The organism is Gemmata algarum, assembly GCF_034097035.1.
Lineage (GTDB): Bacteria > Planctomycetota > Planctomycetia > Gemmatales > Gemmataceae > Gemmata > Gemmata algarum.
On record NZ_JAXBLV010000238.1, the window covers coordinates 1 to 21,807 of the forward strand.

Consider the following 21,807-nt stretch of genomic DNA (forward strand, 5'->3'; position numbering starts at 1 on the left):
GCCGAGGTGAAGGCCGGCGCGGCCGGCGCCGAGCAGCTCGCCGGGGACATCGAGGACGCCATGACCGCGCTCCAGTTCCAGGACGCGGTCAACCAGCAACTGGACCACGTGGCCGCGGCGCTCCGCGAGGCCCGGGACGCGCTGTCCGACGACCCGGCCCGCGGGGCCCAACTGCTGGAACGCCTCCGCGCCCGGGCCACCATGCAGTCGGAGCGCCGGGTCGTGGACCGCGTGACCGCACCAGAACCGACGTCCGAGGCCGGCGACGCTTCGGGATCGTTTGAACTCTTTTGAAGGCACTCACATGGCAAAAACCGCGCTCATCGTCGACGACTCGCTCACGTTCCGGCAGATGGTGGCGATGGCCCTGAGCGACGCGCAGTTCACGGTCCTCGAGGCCGCCAACGGGCAGGAGGCGCTGGACAAGCTGGCCGGCGCCCGGGTGGACATCATCATCAGCGACGTGAACATGCCCGTGATGGACGGCCTCACGTTCGTGAAGCAGGCCCGCACGCGGCCCCAACTCAAGAGCACCCCAATCATTATGCTGACCACGGAGTCACAGCCGGAGGTCAAGCAACAGGGCAAGGCGGCCGGCGCCACCGGCTGGCTCGTCAAGCCCTTCAAGGCCGCCCAACTCGTGCAGGTCGTTCGCGACCTGCTCCCCTAACCGGCCGCCCCCATGCCAGTCGATCTGGACCAGTTGCTCGGCATCTTTCTGGACGAGGCGGGCGAGCACCTCGCGGCGCTCGAGTCGGGGCTGCTGAGCGTCACCGACGGCGCCCCGGACCCGGAGGCGCTGAACGCGGTGTTCCGCGCGGCCCATTCCATTAAGGGCGGGAGCGGGGTGTTCGGGTTCGAAGGCATCACCCGGCTCACGCACGCGCTGGAGCAACTGCTCGACCGGCTGCGGAAGGGGCAGTTGCCGGTCACCCGGGACCGCGTGGACCTGATGCTCCGCGCCGTGGACGGGCTGAACGGTCAGTTCGCGGCGGTCCGCGCCGGGGCGCCCGCGGACCCGCCGGCGGCGCTGTTCGAAGCGCTCACCCGAGCGGCCAACGGGGACGCCGGCGGGGCCGCGGCCCCAGCGGCGCCCCCGCCGGCGCCCGCCGGGCCGCGCGTCTATCAGGTCGTTATCGTCCCCGGGCCACGGCTGCTGATCGACGGGATGGACCCGCTGCTCCTGATTCGTAACCTCGGGAAGCGCGGCGAGTTGCTCGCGGTGGCGGCCGACCTCGACGCGGTCCCGGGCCTCGACGAACTGGACCCGAACCGCTGCCACATCTCCTGGTCGGTCACGATCCGCACCACGGAGACCGCCGACGACTTGAAAGAGGTGTTCGCGTTCGTCGAAGGCGACTGCGCGGTCACAGTGACTGAGCCAACGGCCGCGCCGCACCGGACGAACCTCGGCGCCAGTCTGGCCGAATACGAAGCCGCCTACGACGCGCTCCTGGCCTGGGTCGCGGCGCGCCTCCCGGCACCGCGCGTCAACGATAAGCGGCTCGCACCGTTACCCACCTGATCGGACCGCACGACACCGCGCGCCGAAGTGACGGAACTGTCTGAGACGGGCCGTGTGGGCAGTCGTAATCAACTTTCGACGTGAGTTCTGAATCAGTTTGGTGTAGGCCACAATAACCGCCAGAATTCGAGTCGTCCCAATCACTAGTCGGATCTCGACTGCGAGTTGACTGCCCATGCGGTCTAAGCACGGCCGCAACCGCGACCAGCTGCCGGGTACAGCAGCGGTTTCCAGGGCCGCATCCCCGAACTCCTGAGCAACGAACCACATCGGCAGCGGAAGCATCGCGCCCCTCCTGGGGCGCTCGCGATTTCTCCCCTCACGGCAACTACCGTCAGCTCCAATCGTGTGACCGACTGGAAGGCGTGAGCTGGTCGGTGCGCAAACGGTTACCAATCACCTTTAGCGCTACCTGCCAGCTTACGCTGGCGGCTCGACCACACTTGCGGTTACCATATCCCGAAATCAGCCCTCCCCCAACCCCGCTCACACCCACCATGCGGACACGCGCCCTTCTCCTCGCCCTGCTGACCTTCACTGCCGGCCCGCGGCTCACCGCGGCCGACGCCGACAAGCCCGTTCCGGCGAAGGACGCCGCGGGCAAGATGACCCTCCCCGACGGCTTCAAGGCCACGCTGTTCGCGGGCGAACCGGACATCGTCCAACCGATCGCGTTCACGTTCGACGACCGCGGCCGGATGTGGGTAGTGGAGTGTCTCAGTTACCCCAAGTGGAGCCGGGACGGCAAGGGAACCGACCGCGTCATGATCCTCGAAGACACCGACGGCGACGGCGTTCACGACAAGAAGACCGTGTTCCTCGACAACGGCGTGAACCTGTCCGGCATCGAGTACGGGTTCGGCGGCATCTGGCTGTGCTCGCTCCCGAACCTCACCTTCGTTCCCGTCCTCGACGGCGACAAGCCCGGCAAGCCGGAGGTGAAGCTCGACGGCTGGAACATGGTCGACACGAAGCACAACATCTTCAACTCGCTCGTCTGGGGGCCGGACGGCTGGCTCTACGGCTGCAACGGCATTCAAGCGAAGTCGTTCGTCGGCGCGCCGGGCACGCCGAAAGAGAAGCGCACCTACCTCGACTGCGGCGTGTGGCGCTACCACCCCACGCGGAAGGCGTTCGAGGCGGTCGCGCACGGCACCACCAACCCGTTCGGCCTCGACTTCGACGACCACGGCGAGATGTTCATCACGAACTGCGTGATCGACCACCTGTTCCACTTCGTCCCCGGCGGGCACTACCAGCGGATGTACGGCCACGACCCGAACCCCCACGCCTACGGGCTGATGGGTAGCTGCGTGGACTACAAGCACTGGGCCGGGGGCGACTGGACCAGCTCGCGCACCACCGGCGTGGGCGGCAAGCCCGAGCACTCCGACGCCGGCGGCGGGCACGCGCACAGTGGGGCGGCGATTTACCTCGCGGACAACTTCCCGAAGGAGTACCGCAACACGCTGTTCACCGCGAACATCCACGGCAATCGACTGAACAACGACGGCCTGGAACGCACGAAAAGCGGGATGAAGGGCGTGCGCCGCCCGGACTTCCTGTTCGCGAACGACTCCTGGTTCCGCGGCATCTGCGTGAAGACCGGACCGGAGGGCGGGCTCTACGTCAGCGACTGGTGCGACACCGGCGAGTGCCACAACTACGACAAGGCCGACACCACCAACGGCCGCATCTACCGCGTGGTGTACAAGGGCGCCCAACCGTTTAAAGGCGACATCGCGAAGCTGACCGACGCGGAGTTGGTGAAGCTGCAACTGCACCCGAACGACTGGTTCGTGCGGAAAGCACGCCGGGTGTTGCAGGAGAGGGCCGCGGCCGGGAAACTCGGTAAGGAGACGCCCGACGCTCTGCGAAAGTTGCTGAGCGAAGAGAAGGAGGGTCCGAGACGACTGCGGGCGCTCTGGGCGCTCGAGGTGATCGGACACAACACGACCGCTGAACTGCTGGCGCTGCTCAAAGACACGAACCAACACGTCCGGAGTTGGGCGGTGCGGCTGATCGACGCTGCCGGCAACCAAACGTCGATCTCGACGGCTCTCGCCAGATTCGCCGACAAGGAACAATCGCCGCTCGTACTCAACGCGATGGCCTCACTGCTCCAGCGGTTGAGCGGGGACGCGGCCCTCCGCGTCGCGGTCGCGCTGGCACACCACACCGTGTATGCCAGCGCGGACGAGGCGTCTCAGTTGCTCGCGTGGTACGGTATCGAGCGCTACCTCTCGCAGGTGCCGGCGCGAAGGCGTTCCACGATGGTGGTGTTCTTCGCGTACCGACCCGAGTCGCGCGTCGTGCGCCGAAACTTCATTCGTTGGGCGTTAAACCAACCCGAACAACCGATGACGGACCTGCTCAATCAGCTGGTTCTTGACCTGCCCGGTGCGAGCACCATCGATCGGCAGATTGACGCTCTGAACACGATCCGCGAGTCACTGGTGGGCCGGCCACAGGTCCCCCCCCCACTGTTCTGGGCCGAAGTGTCCCCTCAACTCCTCAAGAGCGAGTCAAAGCAGGTCGCGCGCGAAGCCGAGGCGCTCGCCGTCGTTTTCGGCGACAAGGGCGCCATTGCCGCACTGGCGACGCGCATTACGGACGCCAGCGCGAAGGCCGACGACCGCCGCGCCGCGGTCGAACTGCTCGCCCCGCGCAAGCTCCCCGACTTCGCCAAGACGCTCCACGCACTCCTCGACGACCCGGCGTTGCGCGGGACCGCGATCCGCGCGCTGGCGCAACTCCCCGATCCCGCAACTCCCGCAGCCATCATTAAGGCGTACCCGAAGTTCACACCGGAAGAAAAGGCCGACGCCGTCCAGACGCTCGCGGCCCGCGTCGGCTTCGCGAAGGAGCTTCTCGACGCCGTCGAAAAGGGCCACATTCCGCGAGCCGACGTTCCCGTGGTGACCGCGCGCCAAGTCCTCGCGCTGAACGACAAAGCGACCTCCGAGCGGCTCGAAAAGGTCTGGGGCAAGATCACGCCAGTCGCCAAGGAGCGGGCCGCGCTGATCGCGAAATGGAAGGGCGTGCTCACCGAGGACAGCATCAAAAAGGCCGACCCCGTAAACGGTCGGGTGATGTTCACCAAGCACTGTGCGGCGTGTCACAAGATGTTCGGCGAGGGGCAATCGGTCGCGCCGGAGCTGACAGGCTCGCAGCGCGCCAGTCTCGAATACGTTCTAGAGAACGTTCTCGACCCGAGCGCGGTCGTGCCCAGCGAGTACCGGCTGGTGAACTTCACCCTCGCCGACGACCGCGTGGTCAGCGGGATCGTGTTACGCGAGACGAAGGACGCGGTCACCGTGCGCACCGTCAACGACACGCTCACGGTCCCGGTCGCGGACGTGGTCACGCGCAAACCCACGAACGTGTCGATCATGCCCGAAGGGCTGTTCGACCAGATGAAGCCCGACGAGGTGCGTGATCTGATCGCGTACCTGCGGGCGAAAGAGCAAGTGCCGCTACCGAAGTGAAAACAAACCCACCCCCACCCCCTCCCTGAAGGGAGGGGAGCAAGAAACCGCGCAACCGGCGCGTGGTTGATTGGCTCTTGCTCCCCTCCCTTCAGGGAGGGGGTGGGTAGACTTTGGAGTCCGTCAAATGCGCACCCGCGTTCCATTCGCTGCCGCCTTCGCGCTCGCCGCAGCCGCCCTTCTGGCCGCGGAGCGTCCGGTCACGCCGGCGGGGCGGTCCACCCGTTCCGTCACCGTGGCGACCAACGGCATGGTCGCCACCAGCCACCCGCTCGCGGCGCAGGTCGGGCTCGACGTGCTCAAAGGCGGCGGCAACGCCGTCGATGCCGCGATCGCCACCAGCGCGGCGATGGGGCTGATGGAACCCACCTCGTGCGGCATCGGCGGCGACCTGTTCGCGATCGTCTGGGACGCGAAGACGCAAAAGCTCTACGGCCTCAACGCCAGCGGTCGCGCGCCGGGCAAAGCCACGCTCGCGTACTTCAAAGAAAAGGGGCTGAACGCGATTCCGACCACCGGGCCGCTGTCGTGGTCGGTCCCCGGGTGCGTGGACGGCTGGGACCAGCTCCGGACCCGGTTCGGCACGAAGGGCTTCAAGGAACTGCTCACCCCGGTCATCGGGTACGCGGAAAGCGGAGTGCCGGTTCCGGAGGTGATCGCCGGGTACTGGAAATCGGTCAACAAGATGCGCGACCCCGGGATGCGCGACACCTTTCTGATCCGCGACGGGGCCGCGCTCCGCGCGCCGAACGCGGGGGAGGTGTTCAAGAACTCGCACCTGGCCCGGTCCTACAAGCTGATCGCGGATGGCGGGCGCGACGCCTACTACAAGGGAGAAATCGCCGAAAAGCTCGTGGCGCTTTCGGACAAGGTCGGGGGCCTTTTCGCGCTCAAGGACTTCGCCGATCACACGTCGGAGTGGGTCGATCCGGTCAAGGCGTCGTACCGCGGGTACGACGTGTGGGAGCTGCCGCCGCCGGGCCAGGGCATCGCCGCGCTGCAGATGCTCAACCTGATCGAGCCGCACGACGTGAAAAAGATGGGGCCGAATTCACCCGACTACTGGCACCTGCTCGTCGAAGCCACGAAGCTCGCGTTCGCCGACCGCGGAAAGTTCTACGCGGACCCGGTGTTCGCGAAGGTGCCGGTGGCGGACCTCGTCTCAAAAGAATACGCGGCGAAGCGGGCCAAGCTGCTCGACCCGAACAAAGCGCTCACCGACGTGCCCGCCGGCGACCCGAAACTGAGCACCTCGGAAACGATCTACCTGACGGTGGTGGACAAGGACCGCAACTGCGTGTCACTGATTCAGAGCAACTACTCGGGCTTCGGGTCCGGACTGAGCGCCCCGGGCACCGGGTTCGGCATCCAGAACCGCGGGTGCCTGTTCGCGCTCGACGAGGGCCACGCGAACAAGCTCGAACCCGGCAAGCGGCCCTTTCACACCATCATCCCGGCGATGGTCACCAAGGACGGGAAGCCGTGGCTCACGTTCGGGGTGATGGGCGGCGACATGCAGCCGCAGGGGCACGTTCAGGTGCTGGTGAACCTGATCGATTTCGGCATGAACGTGCAGGCCGCCGGGGACGCGCCCCGGGTCGAGCACGTCGGCAGCGCGAGCCCGCGGGGGGAACCCGCGGGCGCAAAAGGCGGCACGATCAAGGCCGAGCCCGGCATCTCGGACGAGGTGGCCAAGGAACTGGAGCGCCGCGGCCACGTGGTCGAGCGCGTCAAGGTGAACGGCGGCGGCTATCAGGGCATCCTGATCGACCCGAAGACGAACGTGCTGCACGGCGGCACCGAGTCCCGCAAGGACGGCGCGGCCGTCGGCTACTGACCTCCGCCCGCGCCGCACCGAGTTAACCGGCGCGGCGCGGGCGGATCAGGTCCGCGATCCGCCCGATCACGCCCTTCTGGGCCTGCTTCTCGAGCCCCACGATCCGGAGCCGCTGACCGGCCAGCACCTCGTCCTGGCGTTTGAGCCGTTCTTCCTGAACCCGCAGCCGCTCGTCCTGCCCCTCAATGTGCAGGGTGAACGCCGTGTGCTGCCGGCGCAGTTGCTCTTGCAGTTCCGCGCACTCGCGGGTCAGGTACCGGACCTGGGACTCCTTCTCTTGAAGCTCGGACCGCTCGGCGTCCCCGGCCGAGGTTTCGATGTGGAGGTTGACGCCGTCGCGCGCGTAACCGAGCAGGCGCTCGCACAGATCGGCCACGTCGTCAACATTGCACGCGCCGAGGGCGGCGGTGTCGAGGAACAGGTGCCCCGGCCCGTAGCGGCGCCAGGACCGGTGCCGGCCGCGGTCCGGCCGCGGCAGTTCGCTCCACTCCCGTGCCCCGTACTCGCGCTCGAACCACGCGAGCAGTTCCGGGGCGTCGGCCAGCGCCGCGCGGCACGCGGCACGCACCTCGTTCCACTCGGCGGCGCTGTCCAGTTCGGTCTCGGCGATACAGTCCCGGACCAGTTGGGCGCGGTCCAGGTTCGTGCCCGCGTCGTCCGGGAACAGATCGGCCTTCGCCCACAGGAACGCGTCGGCCACGGCCGACGGGATGGGCGGCAGGTCCGGGACCCACGGGTGCAGCGAGAGCCCGGCGGCCTCGTTGAGCCGGCGGAACTCGTTGTCGATTGGCGACCCCTTCTTGCTGAAGTGCCGCGCGACGCCGGTGCTCGCCCCGGAGCGCCCGCACACCCCGATCGGGGCACGCAGCGCGTGGAACGTGTCCACCAGCGCGGCCACCGCGAACGCGGCGTGTACGTCGGGCGTGCGGGTCTTGAACACCCGCCCGGTGCGCGCCCGGAGCCGGTCGAACAGGTCGCGCTTGATGACGGCGTTGTAGATGACCGGCAGTTCGGAGTAGGGCACCCGGCCGGCCGCCACCTCGGCGATCACCTGGCGCGCCGCGCGCGGCCGGAGCAGGTGCCCGACGGGCCGGTGCAGCAGCGGCAGCAGCAGCGTGTCCGGGCTGAAGTAGGGGTTGCTGACGTCCGGCCAGTTGTACACCGCGCTGTCCCACTGGAGCACGGCGGCCCCGGTGGCGGTCAGCGCCGCGTCGACCGCGGCCAGCGCGTGCCGCAGCAGCCCGTCGTCGTCGCCCTGGACGATGACGTACTCGCCGCGGGCGTGCGATACTGCGAACTCGAGGCTGTCGGTCATCGCGAGCAGCGCCGGGGTGCGGACGTACCGCACCCGCGGGTCGGCGCAGGCCTCGACCAGTTCGCGGGTGCGCGGGCCGCTCCCGTTGTCGCTCACCACGACCTCGAAGTCGCCCGCTTGCGCCAGGCACGTGGCGAGGGTGTGCTCGAGCGTGTGCGGGCGCTCGCGGGTGGGGATCACGATGCTGAATCGCGGGGCGGTCATGCGGTCCTCCTCGGTTCGCGTCGGGAACGGGTCAACCGGCGAGCTTCCAGCCGCGCTGCATGTACTGGACGTGGTCGTTGATCGGCACGTAGGCGGGTGCGGTGCGGTGCGAGTACGCGAGGGCCGCGGCGGTGGTCCGGAAGGTGCCGTCGGCGGCCGGTTCCCCCCGTGCGGCGCGGGCCGCGTCGCGCAGCTTGGCCCAGAGGGATCTTCGCGGCGCGGGAGGGGCCGGCGGCGCCGCGGGCGGCGGGGTCCACCCGGCGAGGTCCGCGCCGACCCGCGCCTTCAGTGTGGCGAACAGGGCCGCACGGGTTTCCGGATTCGCGCACGACTGAATGTCGTTGGCGATGGCGTGAACGTACCGCTTCCAGTCCACCGCCGGGAAACGGGCCGGGTCGTTGGCCTGCTCGCGCACGAAACAGTACTCGTGGTACACAACGTTCAGGTTGCAGCACACCTCGGGAACGGGCGCCGCGAACGTGATGCCCCGCGCCCCGGCGCAGCGATTGAAGTCCGCCCAGGCGTCGTTCGTCTTGCCGGCGTAGTAACCGGTCCCGTTACTCTTGGCGAACCCGTACTGCACCATCACCGGGGCGTCGAAATACCGGACCCGGTCGCGCAGCGCCATGCACCGGTACGCGTGGCACAGGTCCGGGGCCACGGACGTGTACACGTCCCCGAACCGGGTGCGGATCGCCGCCAGCAGGCCGCGCGGCACGACGCAGTTGAGCATCCGCGGTAGCGCCTGCGGAAACACCCCGATCGAGGACAGATACAGGAGTTGCTCCGCTTCGAGGTCGAACACCTTCCCGGTCAGCGGTTTCCGTTCCAACCGCACCGGAGCGTGCAGGTCGTGAACCATGTCGTCGTTGTATGACAGCACGTCGTCGGGCCGCTCGGCGACCAGTTCGGTCACGGCGGCGAGCATCCCGGCCCGGAACATCATCCGGTCCGTGAGGATGACGAAGTGGGTGGCGTCGTAGTTCTCCTGGGCGTACCCGACGGCGAACTCCCAGTGCGCCGGCATCGGCAGCGGCTCGGGCGGGTTCACGTACTGCAACCGCGGGTCCGCGAGTTGGGAGCAGTGCGCGGCCAGTTCCGCCCGTTCCGCCGGAGTCGTTGAATTGTCCGAAACGAGCAACCGGACGTTGGTACCCGCCTGCGAAAGTACGCTGCCAATCGCGTTCTTCGCAAGGGCCGCACGGTTCCGGGTGGGCACGATCACAACGAACGAGGGGGGCATATCGGCTCCCGGGGTCAGCGGGTTCCGGTCGGGAGATGGAATCCGCAGCGGCGCCGATGTAACACGCCACCTCTGAACGCACAAGGCGAACCGGGTGACGCAAAAGGCCCAAGGGCACAAGTCTCTGGGTACCGAACGCGGGTGGCTGTGTCTGTTTCTTGTGGCACAGACATTCTTGTCTGTGTAGCGCGAGAAGGCCGCACAGGCAGGAATATCTGTGTCATAAAGACGAAAGCCGAAGCAGACATCGACAGTCGAACCGCGAACACACAGAGTGAGCTACAAGAGGTGGCGTCACTCCGGCGGCGGCGGGAGCTTCTCCCAGCTCGCGGACCGCACGCCCGGCTCGATGAGTACCCGGCCGATGGTGTCCTGGATGGCCCGGTCGTCGGCCGGGGTCGCGACCGCGGTCACGTTCACGACCGCCTGCTTCTTACGCTTCGGCTTCTCGGTCGCGATTCGGGTGACCACCACCCCCGGCGCCGACCCGAGGTGGCGGGCGACCGCCGCGCGCACGACCGCGTGCTCCCGCTCCTGGCACACGACCCGCAACTTGTAGTGCCCCGGGGCGTCCGGCGCGTGCGCCTGCCGGGCGTCGATCCACCGCGCCACCGGCCGCAGCCCGAGCACCAGCGCGAGCACGAACGCGGTACCGATCGCGGCATGCGTGCCGAACCCGATCCCGGCCATCGTGCCGACCGCGGCGCTGCACCACAGCCCCGCGGCGGTGGTCAGCCCGCGGATCGTCGTGCCGTCTTTCAGAATGACGCCGCCGCCGAGGAACCCGACCCCGCTGACGATGTACGACGCGATCCGGCTCGGGCTGTTGTGGTCGCCGAGGAGCTGGGTGAGGCTCACGAACAGCGCCGCCCCGGTGCTGACCAGCGCGTTGGTGCGCAGCCCCGCGGGGTGCCGGCGGAGCTGCCGCTCCGCGCCGATCACGACACCCAGCAACGCGGCGAGGGCGATGTTGCCGGTGAAGTTCAGCAGTTCCAACGTGGGCGCTCGCTTTCTCGGCGGCCGTGCGGTAGCGGGAAACGGGCCGTCACATGCGGCCGATGATGGCGTCGGTGAACGCGGTCGTGGTCGCGGTGCCGCCGATGTCGCGGGTGCGGGTCCGGCCCTCCAGCAGCACCGCCTCCACCGCCTTCTGGATCCGGGCCGCGGCCTCGGCCGCGCCCAGGTCTTTGAGCAGCTCGATGGCGGGCAGGATCAGCGGCAGCGGGTTGCTCATGTCCGGCGGGACCGCCTCGTGCGACGCCCCGTACACGGCCTCGTACACGGTGGTCCCGTTCCCCTTGTTGATCGCCGCCGTCGTGCTGACCCCACCCACCAGCCCGGCGCCCAGGTCCGACAGCAGGTCGCCGTACAGGTTGCCCGCCGCGAGCACCTCGAACTGCTGCGGGCGGCTCACGAGCTGGTTGCAGGTGTTGTCGACGATCAGGTCCTTCGCCGCGATCTCGGGGTACTCTTTCGCGACCCGGTAGAAGCACTCGAGGAACAGCCCGTCGGCCATCTTGAGGATGTTCGCCTTGTGGATGCAGTGGACCGTCTTGCGGCCCCGCTTCCGGGCGGTGTCGAAGGCGAGCTTGAAGAACCGCAGGCACGCGGCCTCGGTCACGATCTTGAAGCTCTGCACCACGCCCGGCACGATCTCGTGCTCGCTGGCGGTGTACAGGTCCTCGGTGATCTCGCGGAACAGGAGGAAGTCCACGCCCGTGAACCGGCTCGCGATCCCGGGCAGGTTGTGCACCGGCCGCATGGAGGCGAACAGCCCGAGCTGCCGCCGGAACGCGACGTTGTAGTTGGTGGGCACGGAGCTGGGGCCGTGGGCCGTGGGCATGCCGACGCCCTTCGGCTGGAGCAGCTTGGTCTTCAGCGCCAGCCCGCACTCGCGGATCGCGTCGAAGGTGGCCTTCGGGAGCGCGTCCTTGCCGTGCTCGAGCGCGATCCGCCCGGCCAGATGCACCTCGAACTCGACCGGCACCTTCGCGGCCGCGAACAGGCGCCGCACCGACAGCTCCTGGTCCTGGCCCAGCCCGCCGCCCTGAACGAAAATCACCTTGCGCATCGGCACCCCCAGCGTGGCGGTCACGTCGCGGCTATCTTACGAGTCTGAAGTCGCAAGTCGTCAGGTCGAAAGTCGTAAAGTCGAAGAGCGGATTTGAGTCGCAAAGCCGTTGGTTCGGAAGTCGCAGTATTGAAGGCTCCGTGTGCGGCCGGCTTTCGACCTGATGACTTGCGACCTGACGACTTGCGACTTCAAGCTTACAGCCGATGCCGGATCGCCCACAGGTCCGGGAACACCGGGTGGAACAGCGACCGCTTTAAAAACTCCACGCCCAACGATCCGCCGGTGCCGCGCTTGCTCCCGATGGTCCGCTCCACCAGCTTGATGTGCCGGTACCGCCACTCCTGCAGCCCCTCGTCGAAGTCGGTCATCAGCTCGAACAGGATCTCCAGATCGGGCTGGGTCTTGTAGAGCCGGAACAGCCCCTCCTCGATTTCCGGGTCGGGTTGCGTCGGCTGGGTGAGGTCGCGGGCCGTGAGGTGCCCGGGAACGGCAACGCCGTGGTGCCCGAGGAAGGTGTAAAACGCATCAACGATCGACGGCTCGCGAAGGCGGGCCTGTAAGCGCGCGTGCGCCGGCGTGCCCTCCGGCTGGTACTTCAGCATGTCGGCACGTTTGTACCCGAGCAGGAACTCCAGCTCGCGGAACTGGCCCGACTGGAACCCCGACGCCTTATCGAGCCGGTCGCGGAAGCTGTTGAACGACATCGGCGTGAGCGTCTCGACGATGTCCACCTGCTCGACGGCCACCTTCAGCACGGTGCGGAGCCGCTTGAAGGTGCTGATCGCGGGGTACGTGCGCCCCGCGACGAAGTCGCCTTTGACCTTGTCGAGTTCGTGCAGCAGGAGCTTGAACCACAGCTCGTAGGCCTGGTGGACGACGATGAAGAGCAACTCGTCGTGCTCCTCCGGCTCGGACCGCGGGTGCTGGAGGGAGAGGAGCGGTTCGACGTGCAGATAATCGGAGTACGTGAGGTCCACGGTGCGACTCCCGGGCGGCGGCAACGGGAGTCAGCTTACGAACGGCGGGCGGCAATTACCGCTTCGGGTCGGTCGGCACGCCGAAGATTTTGCACACCTCAAGGGCTTTCTCCGCGACATCCTGAACCAGCAGCGCATCCACCCGATGAAGTGGGGTAACCGACCCGAACGGCCCGAGCCTCTTCTTGACCGCTGGGACCAGCTCCTCCGCCGCACCCGCCGGAACCGGAACGATGACCTGAACCAGTTCCGTCCGCCCGAGCCGCGACAGCCCTTCCGGCGCGACCCGCGGCACGAGCGACGAATCGATTTTCTCATCCGCCGGAACAACCACGAACGTACCCTCCCGGCGGATCAGCAGCCACCGATCCGCGAGCAGTGCGTCGTTGATGATGTCCGTGAACTCGGCGAGCGTGTGCGACACGGCCGGGGTCGATCGCGTGAACGTTCCGGTCGGTTTGGCCTTGTACGTGCCTTTGAGCCCGGTTGCTTTCTCGTACGCCTCGAACACCTCGGTCCAACTGCTCCCCGGTTTGAAATTGAAGCGGTACACCTTCTCGACCCACACCGGCGCGCCCGAAGCGGGCGGAATCAGCCAGCGCGGCGTGCCTCCGGTTTCCCCGGACGCGGGCGCCTCGCTCCGCTCGCGTTCGCGTTTAGCCCGCTCACGTTCAATATCGCCAAGGGTGCTCACGATGCGTGCAACATTCCCGGCGGTATCGGCCACAATGAGCGATCGATCTTTTGCATAGCGAATCGTCCCAAGCGGAGTTAACAATTTGGTCAGCTCCTCCTTGATCTCGGCCGCTTCGCCCGTTCGGAGCGGAATCAAGACCTCAACGATTTCGGTGCGCCCCCGCTTGGACAGCTCATCCAGCGCGATGCGCGGCAGCAGGGTCGGATCGATCTTCTCGCCGGACGGTTGAATGAAGAACGTCATGTGCCGGGGGACGAGCAGGAGCTTCTGCTGCATCAGGGTTTCGTTAATGATGTCTGTGACGTCTGCGAGTGTGTACCGCTGTCCCGGTTTGGGAGCGGCAAACGTGAACGTGCCGGTCGGTTTCGCGGTCGTGATCATAACCAGCCCGGACACCTTCGCGTACCAATCGAGCACGTCCGACCACGCGGCTTTCTGAAACTGCATTTCGAACGTCTTCGCTGTTCCGCCCTCGTCCAGCGCGGTGACGACCTTGAGCGCGGCTTCGACCACATCCGCCGGCCCGTACAGCATCAGTTGCCGGTTCGGCGGCAGCGCGAATATCGAAACGCGCCCGCCGAACTGCGCCCGCACAACCGCGCCCGCATCCTCGGCAAGAAGGTTCTTCAGTGTCACCGTCTTCCAGACCGGATCGGCGGATGCCGCAGGTGCGGAGAGCAGCACCCTCGCCAAGAGCTTCTGCACGGTCTGCGTGTCGGATTCGCTCGCGTAAACGAGCAGCACCTGACCAACCGGCACCGGCACGAAGACGGCCCGCTCGGCTCCGAACGCCGCCGTGAGCGTTTTGACGGTGTCGGCGAGGTCGGCCGTCTTGTTGAGCCGAAGCGCGGTCACTTTCCTGAGCGCCGGCTCCCTCACGACCCGCTGAAGCAGTTCTTGGATCGTTGCGTGCGCCTTTTCGTCGGCGTAGACAAGTAACGATTTGTCAGCAGGTAACGCCACGATGGTCACGCGCCGCGGGTCGAAAAACTTGTTGAGCGTCTCGGCGGCCTCGGCGGGATCGCGTTTCCGAAGGGGAATAATTGCTGCACGCTTTTGACTTTCAGTCGCGCCCGTCGCCTCTGCCTTTTGAAGGCCCAGCAGCGTGAGCGGATCCGGTTTCTGTTGCGGGCGCGGCTCGTCCATCAGCAGCGGTACAGGCTTGAACTCCGGTTCCGGCTGCGCGTTCGCGAGGCGGACACCACCGGCCGCGCACACGAGCGCCAGGCCGCAGCACAGCACCGCGGCCGTCACTTTCTGAAGCTTGATCGCGAACATGCTGCTCACCACCCCTTCGGCCAGTTCGGACACGTGCGAGGAGATCGGCCCGCGGGCCGCGTCGCGCGCCAGTTCGTCGACGCCCACCGCGCGAACCAGTGCGGCAACCAGCGCCGGGGCGACGGCCCCCGCCCCGACCGGCACCAGCGCCCCGGCGAGCGCCCCGAGGGCCGGGCACACGCCGCGGGCGCCGAGCCGGGCCGCGAGCAGTTCGCGGGCGCGGGCCAGGCGCCCGCCGACGGTCCCCTCCGGGCACCCGAGGGCGTGAGCGGCCTCTTTCCGCGTGCGCCCTTCCAAATCGCACAGCACCAGCACCGAGCGGTACCGGTCCGGGAGCCGCGCGAGTTCCTCGTCGAGTGCCGCGTGCAGTTCGGCGCGCTCGTCGGCGGCGCCAGCAGTCTGTTCGAGTTGCCCCGCGCGGCCGCGCTCGCGGGCGGTCCGCCGCAGGTTCGCCCGCTTGAGCCGGCGCGCGGCATTGAACGCGACCCCGTGGAGCCACGGCCCGAGCCGCTCGCGGTCCCGCACCGCAGCCGCCTTGCGGGCGAGGACCAGGAACACCGCCTGGAACGCGTCGTCCGCGTCGGCGGCGTTACCCAGCACCCGCCGGCACACGCCCAGCACCATTGCCCCGTGCCGGTGAACGAGTTCCGCGAACGCCCCCTGGTCGCGCCGGCGGGCGAACGAATCCAGAAGTTGGCCGTCGGTCCGTGCGCCGGCCCCTGCCACGGCGTCGAGGAGTTGAAGAACGGTGTTCACTTGGTCCTCGCTTGGTCACAAAACGGCCCCACCCGTTACTCCCCGCCGCGGTCCAGTTTGATACGCCGCCGGAAAGAAGCAACTGAAGGGTCCGTGAGAACGGCCGCTGGCAGATCAGGCGAGTTGCGGTTAAACTACTCCACGCCACATTTGAAGGAATGCCCATGCGTATCCGAATCGCGATTGCCGTTTGGCTCTTCGCGGTCGCGCCCCCCGCGACCGCCGGCCCCGAACCGGACACGGTTCACGAGTTACTGGAGCGGGACTCCGAGTCCTTCGCGAACGGCAAATACGAGGACGCGATCCGGGATTACACCAGGGCCATCAAACTCGATCCGGGCAGCGCCGCGGCATACAGCGCCCGCGGAACCGCCCACCAAGCGAACGGTAACCATGCTGCGGCGCTGAGCGACCTGACAGAAGCCCTCAAGCGCGACCCGAACAACGCCGCCACCCGGTACTACCGCGGCCTGGCTTACGTTCACCTGGGCTGGCCCGATAAAGCCATTACGGATTTCACCGAAGTCATTGAGCTGACCCCGGACTACGCCCCGGCGTTCTACAACCGCGGCTTAGCATTTGAACACGCGAAGCAGTTCGACAAAGCACTCGCCGACTACAACGAAGTGCTCCGCCTCGACCCCAAGCACGCAAACGCGCTCATGGGTCGCGGCACGGTCCACGCGGCAACCGGGCAGTTCGACAAAGCGGTCATTTATTACAACGAATCGGCCCGCCTCGATCCGAATCAGTCGCTAGTTTTCTTCAACCGGGGGTTCGCGCTGTTTCATCAGGGGAAGCGGGACGCAGCACTGGCCGATTTAAACGAAGCCATTCGTCTCGACCCCGAGGACGCGGAATACTTCCTGTTCCGAAGCACGTGTCGAATGGCGCGGTCTGAACTCGATGATGCGCTCAAGGACGCCGACCAAGCGGTGCGGCTGGCCCCCCGGAACCCGGACGCATTCGTCCACCGGAGTGCCGTTCACTTCGCCCGCGCGGCTTGGGGCGCAGCACTCAAAGACCTGAGTGAAGCCATCCGCCTTGATCCGAATCACCGCTCTGCGTTCTCAAGTCGCGCACGGGTTCTCGCGAGTTGCCCCGATGCCAGTTACCGTAACCCGATTCAGGCAATCAAGGACGCGGAAAGGGCTGGCGAGCTGACAGGGCGGAAGAACTCGGACGCGACTGAGGCACGGGCGGCGCTCCTCTTCGAGCGCGGGGCCCGCTGGCACGCGCAAGGGGAGCTCGATAAGGCCCTGACGGACTACGACGCGGCCGCCCGGCTCGATCCGAACAACGCCCGCATCTTTTACGCCCGGGGAAGCGTTCACCTCGCGATGCGCGACTACGACCGGGCGATCAAGGACCTGACGGAATCGATCCGACTCGATCCCACGTTCGTGTGGGCCTTTAACGACCGCGGCGCCGTGCGGTTCGCAGCGGGGGCGTGGGGCGCCGCGCTGGGGGACTTCGACGAAGCGCTCCGCCTCGACCCGAAGCACACGACCGCTCTGGCGAACCGGGGGCTGCTCCGCGCCGCGGCCGGGGACGCCGCGCTGCGCGACGCGACGAAAGCGCTGGAAGACGCCAAAGCGGCCTGCGAGGCGACCCACTGGCGGAGCGGGTTGGCCCTGGAAGCGTACGCCGCAGCCTGCGCCGAAGCCGGTTCGTTCGAGTACGCGATCCGAACCCAAAAGATGGTGCAGCTCGACACGGAGTACGCGAAAGCGCACGACCTCACCGTGCATGAGCGGTTGAAGCTGTACGAGAGAAAGATGCCGCTCTGGCTCGAACCCCCGCGCGCCAGCAAGTGACGTTCGTTTCACCCGTTCGCCAAGCGCAGTCGGCGGTCGAACATCGACCGCCGCGCGTGATAATCGGCCTCTGCACACCAGTACCGCCGCGCGGTTCCTGACTACCTCGGCAGGCATCAAGCCGATCAACACAGTAACGTCCGGGCGGCGACCCACGAACGAGCACCGGCAGCCGGACCGCCAATCACCCCGTCACAACCGGCAGCTTGCGCCGTCCCAACCCCTCGGCGTCGGTCGTTTTGGGGATGCGGTGCTGGTTCTCGCTCTCCCAGCGGGCGAGTTCCTCCATGAGTGCGTCCACGATCTCGGCCTCGGGCACCCGGCGCACCATCTCGCCGTTGCGGAAGATCATCCCCTGCCCGTTCCCGGCGGCGATGCCGATGTCCGCCTCGCGCGCCTCGCCCGGGCCGTTCACGATGCACCCCAGCACGCTAATCTTTACCGGCAGCCGCTTCCCGTTCAGCCGGGCTTCGAGCTTCGCGATGATGTCCTCCAGGTCGATCGCCAGCCGGCCGCAGGTCGGGCACGCGATCAGCTCGGGCCGGCGCACCCGCCGCTGGGTCGCTTGCAGAATGTCGAACGCCGCCGCGATCTCCGGCACCGGGTCGCCCAGCAGCGAGATGCGGATCGTGTCGCCGATGCCGTCGAGCAGGATCGGCGCGAGCCCCGCGGCGCTCTTGGTCACCGCATACGGCGGCTTGCCGGCTTCCGTAATGCCGATATGCGTGGGGTAATCGCACATCTGCGCGAACAGCCGGTACGCCTCGACCGCGACCAGCACGTCGCTCGATTTCAGCGACACGATGATGTCGTGGTACCCCTCGCTCTCGGCCACCTCGATGTAGCGGAGGGCGCTTTCGACCATCGCGGGGGGGCACGGGAACCCGTACTTCAGGTTCACCTCGGTTTCGAGGCTCCCGGCGTTCACCCCGATCCGCATCGGGACGCCCTTCTGCTTGGCCTTGCGCACGATCTGCCGGAACCGGTCGTGGGTGGTGTCGCCGGCCTTGTTGATGTTCCCGGGGTTGATCCGGATCTTGTCCACCGGGTGGTCGAGGGCGGCCAGCGCCATCTTGTAGTCGAAGTGGATGTCACAGATCAGCGGGATACCGACCCGCGCCCGGATCGCGCTGAGGGCGCCAGCGTCCTCGGGCTTGGGGACCGTCACGCGGACCAGTTCGCACCCCGCCTCTTCGAGGGCGTGGATCTGCTTCACCGTGGCTTCGACGTCGAAGGTGTCGGTGGTGGTCATGGACTGAACCCAAACCGGGTTCGAGCCGCCGAACACGCGGGCGCCGACTTTCACCTCGCGGGTCTTGTGCCGGGGCTTGCCGGGAACCCGCGGGGCCGCCTCGAGGCGCGAAACGTCGAAACGCGAGCTGCTGGCCATCATCGGTCCTCGGAGTGGGTCTACCCCCTCATGCTAAGTGCGGCCCCGGCGGCGCGGCAACACCAACCCCCGTGCCCGCGGTGCCGGACCGCCCGCGCAGCTCCGGGGATAAAGAGCCCACAATTTCGGTTGATCGACCGAACGCACGTGTTATCCTCGTCCCACGTTCCCTGCCCCTCGATCGGAGCGACGCGGATGGCGAAGAAGACCGGCACGACCTCGACTAACAAAAAACCGAAAGTAACGACCCTCCCCATCACCTCGCCCGCGGCGACGCTCGGGCTCACGGGCGGCGCCGCTCTAGCCGGGCCAGCGGCGTTCGCAGGCGAAATCGCGCCGCCCGAACTCGATCCCCTCACCCTGATCGAACACGTTCCCCCCGCGCTGCCGGCACAGCCGGACGCGGTGGCCGCACTCGTTGCCCCCGCGGGCGCCCCGCAGTTCAGCGCGTTCGCCGTACAGAACTCGAAACTGCCCCCGGTCCCCATCACGTACGACGTTGGCAACCGGACGTGGCTGCTGCTGAGCGACTACAGTTGCCCGTACCGCGAGTACACGCTGACCGCGAAAGCCGGGTACGCCTTCGACCTGTCGTCGATCCCGCGGCCGATCTGGTGGCTGCTCGCGCCCAACGAGCTGTCGATCGTCGCGCCGCTCTTCCACGATCTGCTGTATGAGTACCGGGGCCGGCTCCCGGACGAAACCTACGTGACGCCGTACCGCACCTTCTCGCGGTCAGAAACGGACACCCTGTTCCTGGACCTGATGGAAGAGGAAGGGGTGGACTGGTTCCGGCGCAACGCGGCGTACTCGGCGGTCCGCGCCGCCGGCGGCCTGTGGTGGGTCACGTGAGCCGATCGCCGCACCCGCGATGCCGATAGTCACCGAAACTCCTGCCGACCCAGAGCGCCTGTGACAGGTGCCCCGGGCGCGCTTTGTTTTGCCGTTCGGCGAATCCGGCCGTTTCCGGTTCCGGATGGGCGCCTGGCGCCACACAGCGGCAGGGCGCGCGAGGTCGCCCGCCGCGAGCCCGTTCGTAAGATGGTGGGTTAACCTCCTACCCGAGCCGTCCGCAGTTGAGCATGACACTCGAACAGCACACCGCCAGCCACCGCCACCTGCTCGACGCGGTGACCAAATCGACCGGCATCGCCGACCCGGTCACGTTCGTTCCCAGCGGGTTGTACTACCCGCTGGTCCAGAACGCGAACCGCGGCCCGCTGCTCCCCATCGACGGCGTCCTCACCCGCGACTGGATCGGAACCACCCGCAAGTACTGGCCCGGCGTGCAGTTCGGCATCCGGCAGTACACCCTCAACGGGATCACGTTCGCGCGGTGCCTCGCCCCGCTCGGTGCCGGCGGCAGCTACGACTTCTTCGTGGTGTCCCGGGCCGACTACCTGCGGCTGTTCAAAGAAGCCGTCAAGGCGCACCGCACGAAAGAGCCGGAGGGCGAACCGCCGGTGCTGCACGCGGAACATCTTGAAACCCTCAAGCAGAACACGCTCGGGTTCCTCGACCGCAAGAACCTTCAGCGCATCCGGGACCTCGGCGGGCGGGCGAAGCGCGGCCTCCTGCTGACCGGCCCGCCCGGCAACGGGAAGACGAGCGCGTGCCGGTGGCTGTGGCGCGAGTGCCTGCGCCTGGGCTACGAGTACCGGCTCGTCACGCCCGACTCGTACCGCTCGGCCCGCGGCGCTGCGGACCCGGTCGAGGCGGTCAAGCAACTGTTCTCGGTGGACCGCCGCGGGGTCATCTTCTTCGACGACATGGACATCGCCCTGCGGGACCGCAACACCGTCGGCGAGAGCGAAGACCAGGCCGTGTTCCTCAGCGCGCTCGACGGCATCGAGGTGAACGATGGCATCGCCTACGTGTTCACCACCAACTGCTCCATGAACCTCATCGACCCCGCGTTCAAGCGCCCCGGGCGCATCGACGTGGTGCTCCACCTCGAACCGCCCGACGCGCCCCTCCGCCGCGAGCTGATCGACCGCTGGCACCCGGATGTCCGCGCCGCCATCCTCGTCGAGCACGCCGTGTCGCAGACCGCCGGGTTCAGCTTCGCGGAAGTGGAGGAGGTCAAGAACCTCCTGATCCTGTGGTTCCTGAACGACGGGAAATGGGACTGGGACCGGGCGATGGACCAGTTCCGCGAGAACCGGCAGGAACTGGCGGCGCGGAAATCGCGTTCGGTGGGGTTCGGGTCCGCGGCGGCGCCGGCCGCGAACGGCGCCCCACACTGACGCCCGCTCGACACACCCGTTCACGGTGGTACAATCGGGCCGCTCACCCCGGAGTCGCCCGATGGCCGCCCGCCTTCCGCCCGCGCTGAATCTCGCCGTGCTGTGCTCCTACGTCGAGTTCGACGGGAACCAGCGCCCGTTCAGTTTGAACGAACCGCAATACGCGATCGGGGTCTTGCCGGACGAACACGGCCGGCTCTCCGCACCGGAACTTACGCTCTATGTTCAGTTAGACGATGAACACGCGTTAGGTACGTTCTGGTTCTTGATCGAAGCTCGAACCGCGTCAGGGTTCGTTATTCCAGGCGGGCGAACCGCGCGAACCGAGATCACATTCACCGGCAACCCGGACCCGATGGTGCCCTTCGAACACGCATTCGACCTCCGCGATCTGGTGTTTCCGGAACCGGGCTGGTATCATTTTCACGTCGTGTGCAACCACACATCGCTCAATGAGCGGAGCGCGTTCCCCGCCAGCCGCCTCCGTGTCGTCCCGGCGGAGCGATCAGCGCGAGGTTAATGTCATGTCCGCCCCGCAAGCCGACGGTGATAAAGGTTGGGTTCGGTTGAGCCGCCCGGCCGGGCGAAGCGTGATGGTGTTCGGGGGGCCGCCCGCGGACAGCCCCGACACACCGCACACAGAAATGATGGTCCAGGTAACGCTCTCGGCGCAGGCCCATCCGGACGACGTGGCCGCAGTGCTGGACCGGCTCCAGGCGGCCATCAAGGACGCGACGGCCGCGACCGCGGGCCGCATCAGCATCGAGTTCGCGCTGCCCGAAATCGTCCGCGAAGCCACCGTGCGCTGATGCGGTTTCTTTCGTTTCGGAACACCGTCTGTAGCACCTTCAACAAGCACATGAGCGGTAGTCGTTCGTTTTGGGGTACGTTCGATTACATCCTCGAACCGAGCCCAAGCGTAGAACGGTTGACGATTGACTATCACCCCACATCTAATGC

16 protein-coding genes and 1 pseudogene are annotated in these 21,807 nt (G+C 67.3%); 10 read left to right on the forward strand and 7 right to left on the reverse strand.

The genetic code is table 11. From position 1 onward, the window contains the following. The 5 genes and pseudogenes from R5W23_RS30270 to ggt form a co-directional block, all read left to right on the forward strand. Positions 1–294: pseudogene (locus tag R5W23_RS30270) on the forward strand (hypothetical protein); the annotation flags it as partial. A gap of 10 nt (positions 295–304) precedes the next feature. After that, positions 305–670, forward strand: a complete 366-nt coding sequence (locus R5W23_RS30275) for a response regulator (protein WP_261189486.1) — start codon at positions 305–307, stop codon at positions 668–670. 12 nt (positions 671–682) lie between these two features. After that, positions 683–1,525: an Hpt domain-containing protein gene (locus R5W23_RS30280; protein ID WP_261189487.1), complete on the forward strand. Its 843-nt coding sequence runs from the start codon at positions 683–685 to the stop codon at positions 1,523–1,525. Positions 1,526–2,022: 497 nt separating this feature from the next. After that, on the forward strand, positions 2,023–5,013 hold the full coding sequence (locus tag R5W23_RS30285) for a PVC-type heme-binding CxxCH protein (RefSeq protein WP_320689610.1): 2,991 nt from the start codon (positions 2,023–2,025) through the stop codon (positions 5,011–5,013). Positions 5,014–5,140: 127 nt separating this feature from the next. Further along, complete coding sequence (ggt, locus tag R5W23_RS30290; protein WP_320689611.1) at positions 5,141–6,850, forward strand: gamma-glutamyltransferase; 1,710 nt, start codon at positions 5,141–5,143, stop codon at positions 6,848–6,850. A gap of 22 nt (positions 6,851–6,872) precedes the next feature. Here the strand turns inward: ggt and R5W23_RS30295 are convergent, their stop codons facing one another. The 6 genes from R5W23_RS30295 to R5W23_RS30320 all read right to left on the reverse strand — a co-directional run bounded on the left by R5W23_RS30295 (position 6,873) and on the right by R5W23_RS30320 (position 15,394). Beyond that, entirely contained in the window at positions 6,873–8,369 is a 1,497-nt protein-coding gene (locus tag R5W23_RS30295; RefSeq protein WP_320689612.1) for a glycosyltransferase family 2 protein, read from the reverse strand. Between the two features lie 31 nt (positions 8,370–8,400). Further along, positions 8,401–9,612 carry a glycosyltransferase family 2 protein gene (locus tag R5W23_RS30300; protein WP_320689613.1) on the reverse strand — a complete coding sequence of 404 codons (1,212 nt, stop codon included), beginning with the start codon at positions 9,610–9,612 and terminating at the stop codon, positions 8,401–8,403. A gap of 294 nt (positions 9,613–9,906) precedes the next feature. Then, entirely contained in the window at positions 9,907–10,608 is a 702-nt protein-coding gene (locus R5W23_RS30305; protein ID WP_320689614.1) for an MgtC/SapB family protein, read from the reverse strand. A 49-nt stretch (positions 10,609–10,657) separates the two neighbouring features. Then, complete coding sequence (locus R5W23_RS30310; RefSeq protein ID WP_320689615.1) at positions 10,658–11,707, reverse strand: isocitrate/isopropylmalate family dehydrogenase; 1,050 nt, start codon at positions 11,705–11,707, stop codon at positions 10,658–10,660. A gap of 173 nt (positions 11,708–11,880) precedes the next feature. Further along, positions 11,881–12,663, reverse strand: coding sequence for a tryptophan 2,3-dioxygenase (locus tag R5W23_RS30315; RefSeq protein WP_320689616.1), 783 nt, complete (start codon positions 12,661–12,663; stop codon positions 11,881–11,883). 55 nt (positions 12,664–12,718) lie between these two features. Further along, positions 12,719–15,394, reverse strand: coding sequence for a sigma-70 family RNA polymerase sigma factor (locus R5W23_RS30320; RefSeq protein ID WP_320689617.1), 2,676 nt, complete (start codon positions 15,392–15,394; stop codon positions 12,719–12,721). Positions 15,395–15,558: 164 nt separating this feature from the next. Here R5W23_RS30320 and R5W23_RS30325 point away from each other — a divergent pair, with 164 nt between their 5' ends. Beyond that, positions 15,559–17,211: a tetratricopeptide repeat protein gene (locus R5W23_RS30325; protein ID WP_320689618.1), complete on the forward strand. Its 1,653-nt coding sequence runs from the start codon at positions 15,559–15,561 to the stop codon at positions 17,209–17,211. Between the two features lie 184 nt (positions 17,212–17,395). On the opposite strand, the gene ispG is transcribed toward R5W23_RS30325, so the two are convergent. Next, entirely contained in the window at positions 17,396–18,601 is a 1,206-nt protein-coding gene (gene ispG, locus R5W23_RS30330; protein ID WP_320689619.1) for a flavodoxin-dependent (E)-4-hydroxy-3-methylbut-2-enyl-diphosphate synthase, read from the reverse strand. A gap of 195 nt (positions 18,602–18,796) precedes the next feature. Here ispG and R5W23_RS30335 point away from each other — a divergent pair, with 195 nt between their 5' ends. The 4 genes from R5W23_RS30335 to R5W23_RS30350 all read left to right on the forward strand — a co-directional run bounded on the left by R5W23_RS30335 (position 18,797) and on the right by R5W23_RS30350 (position 21,656). Next, positions 18,797–19,453 carry a DUF1353 domain-containing protein gene (locus R5W23_RS30335; protein WP_320689620.1) on the forward strand — a complete coding sequence of 219 codons (657 nt, stop codon included), beginning with the start codon at positions 18,797–18,799 and terminating at the stop codon, positions 19,451–19,453. Between the two features lie 230 nt (positions 19,454–19,683). Continuing rightward, entirely contained in the window at positions 19,684–20,847 is a 1,164-nt protein-coding gene (locus R5W23_RS30340) for an ATP-binding protein (protein WP_320689621.1), read from the forward strand. 61 nt (positions 20,848–20,908) lie between these two features. Then, the gene (locus R5W23_RS30345) at positions 20,909–21,367 is read left to right on the forward strand and encodes a hypothetical protein (RefSeq protein WP_320689622.1); all 459 of its coding nucleotides are present in this window, start codon (positions 20,909–20,911) and stop codon (positions 21,365–21,367) included. Between the two features lie 4 nt (positions 21,368–21,371). After that, complete coding sequence (locus tag R5W23_RS30350) at positions 21,372–21,656, forward strand: hypothetical protein (protein WP_320689623.1); 285 nt, start codon at positions 21,372–21,374, stop codon at positions 21,654–21,656. Positions 21,657–21,807 lie beyond the last annotated feature (151 nt).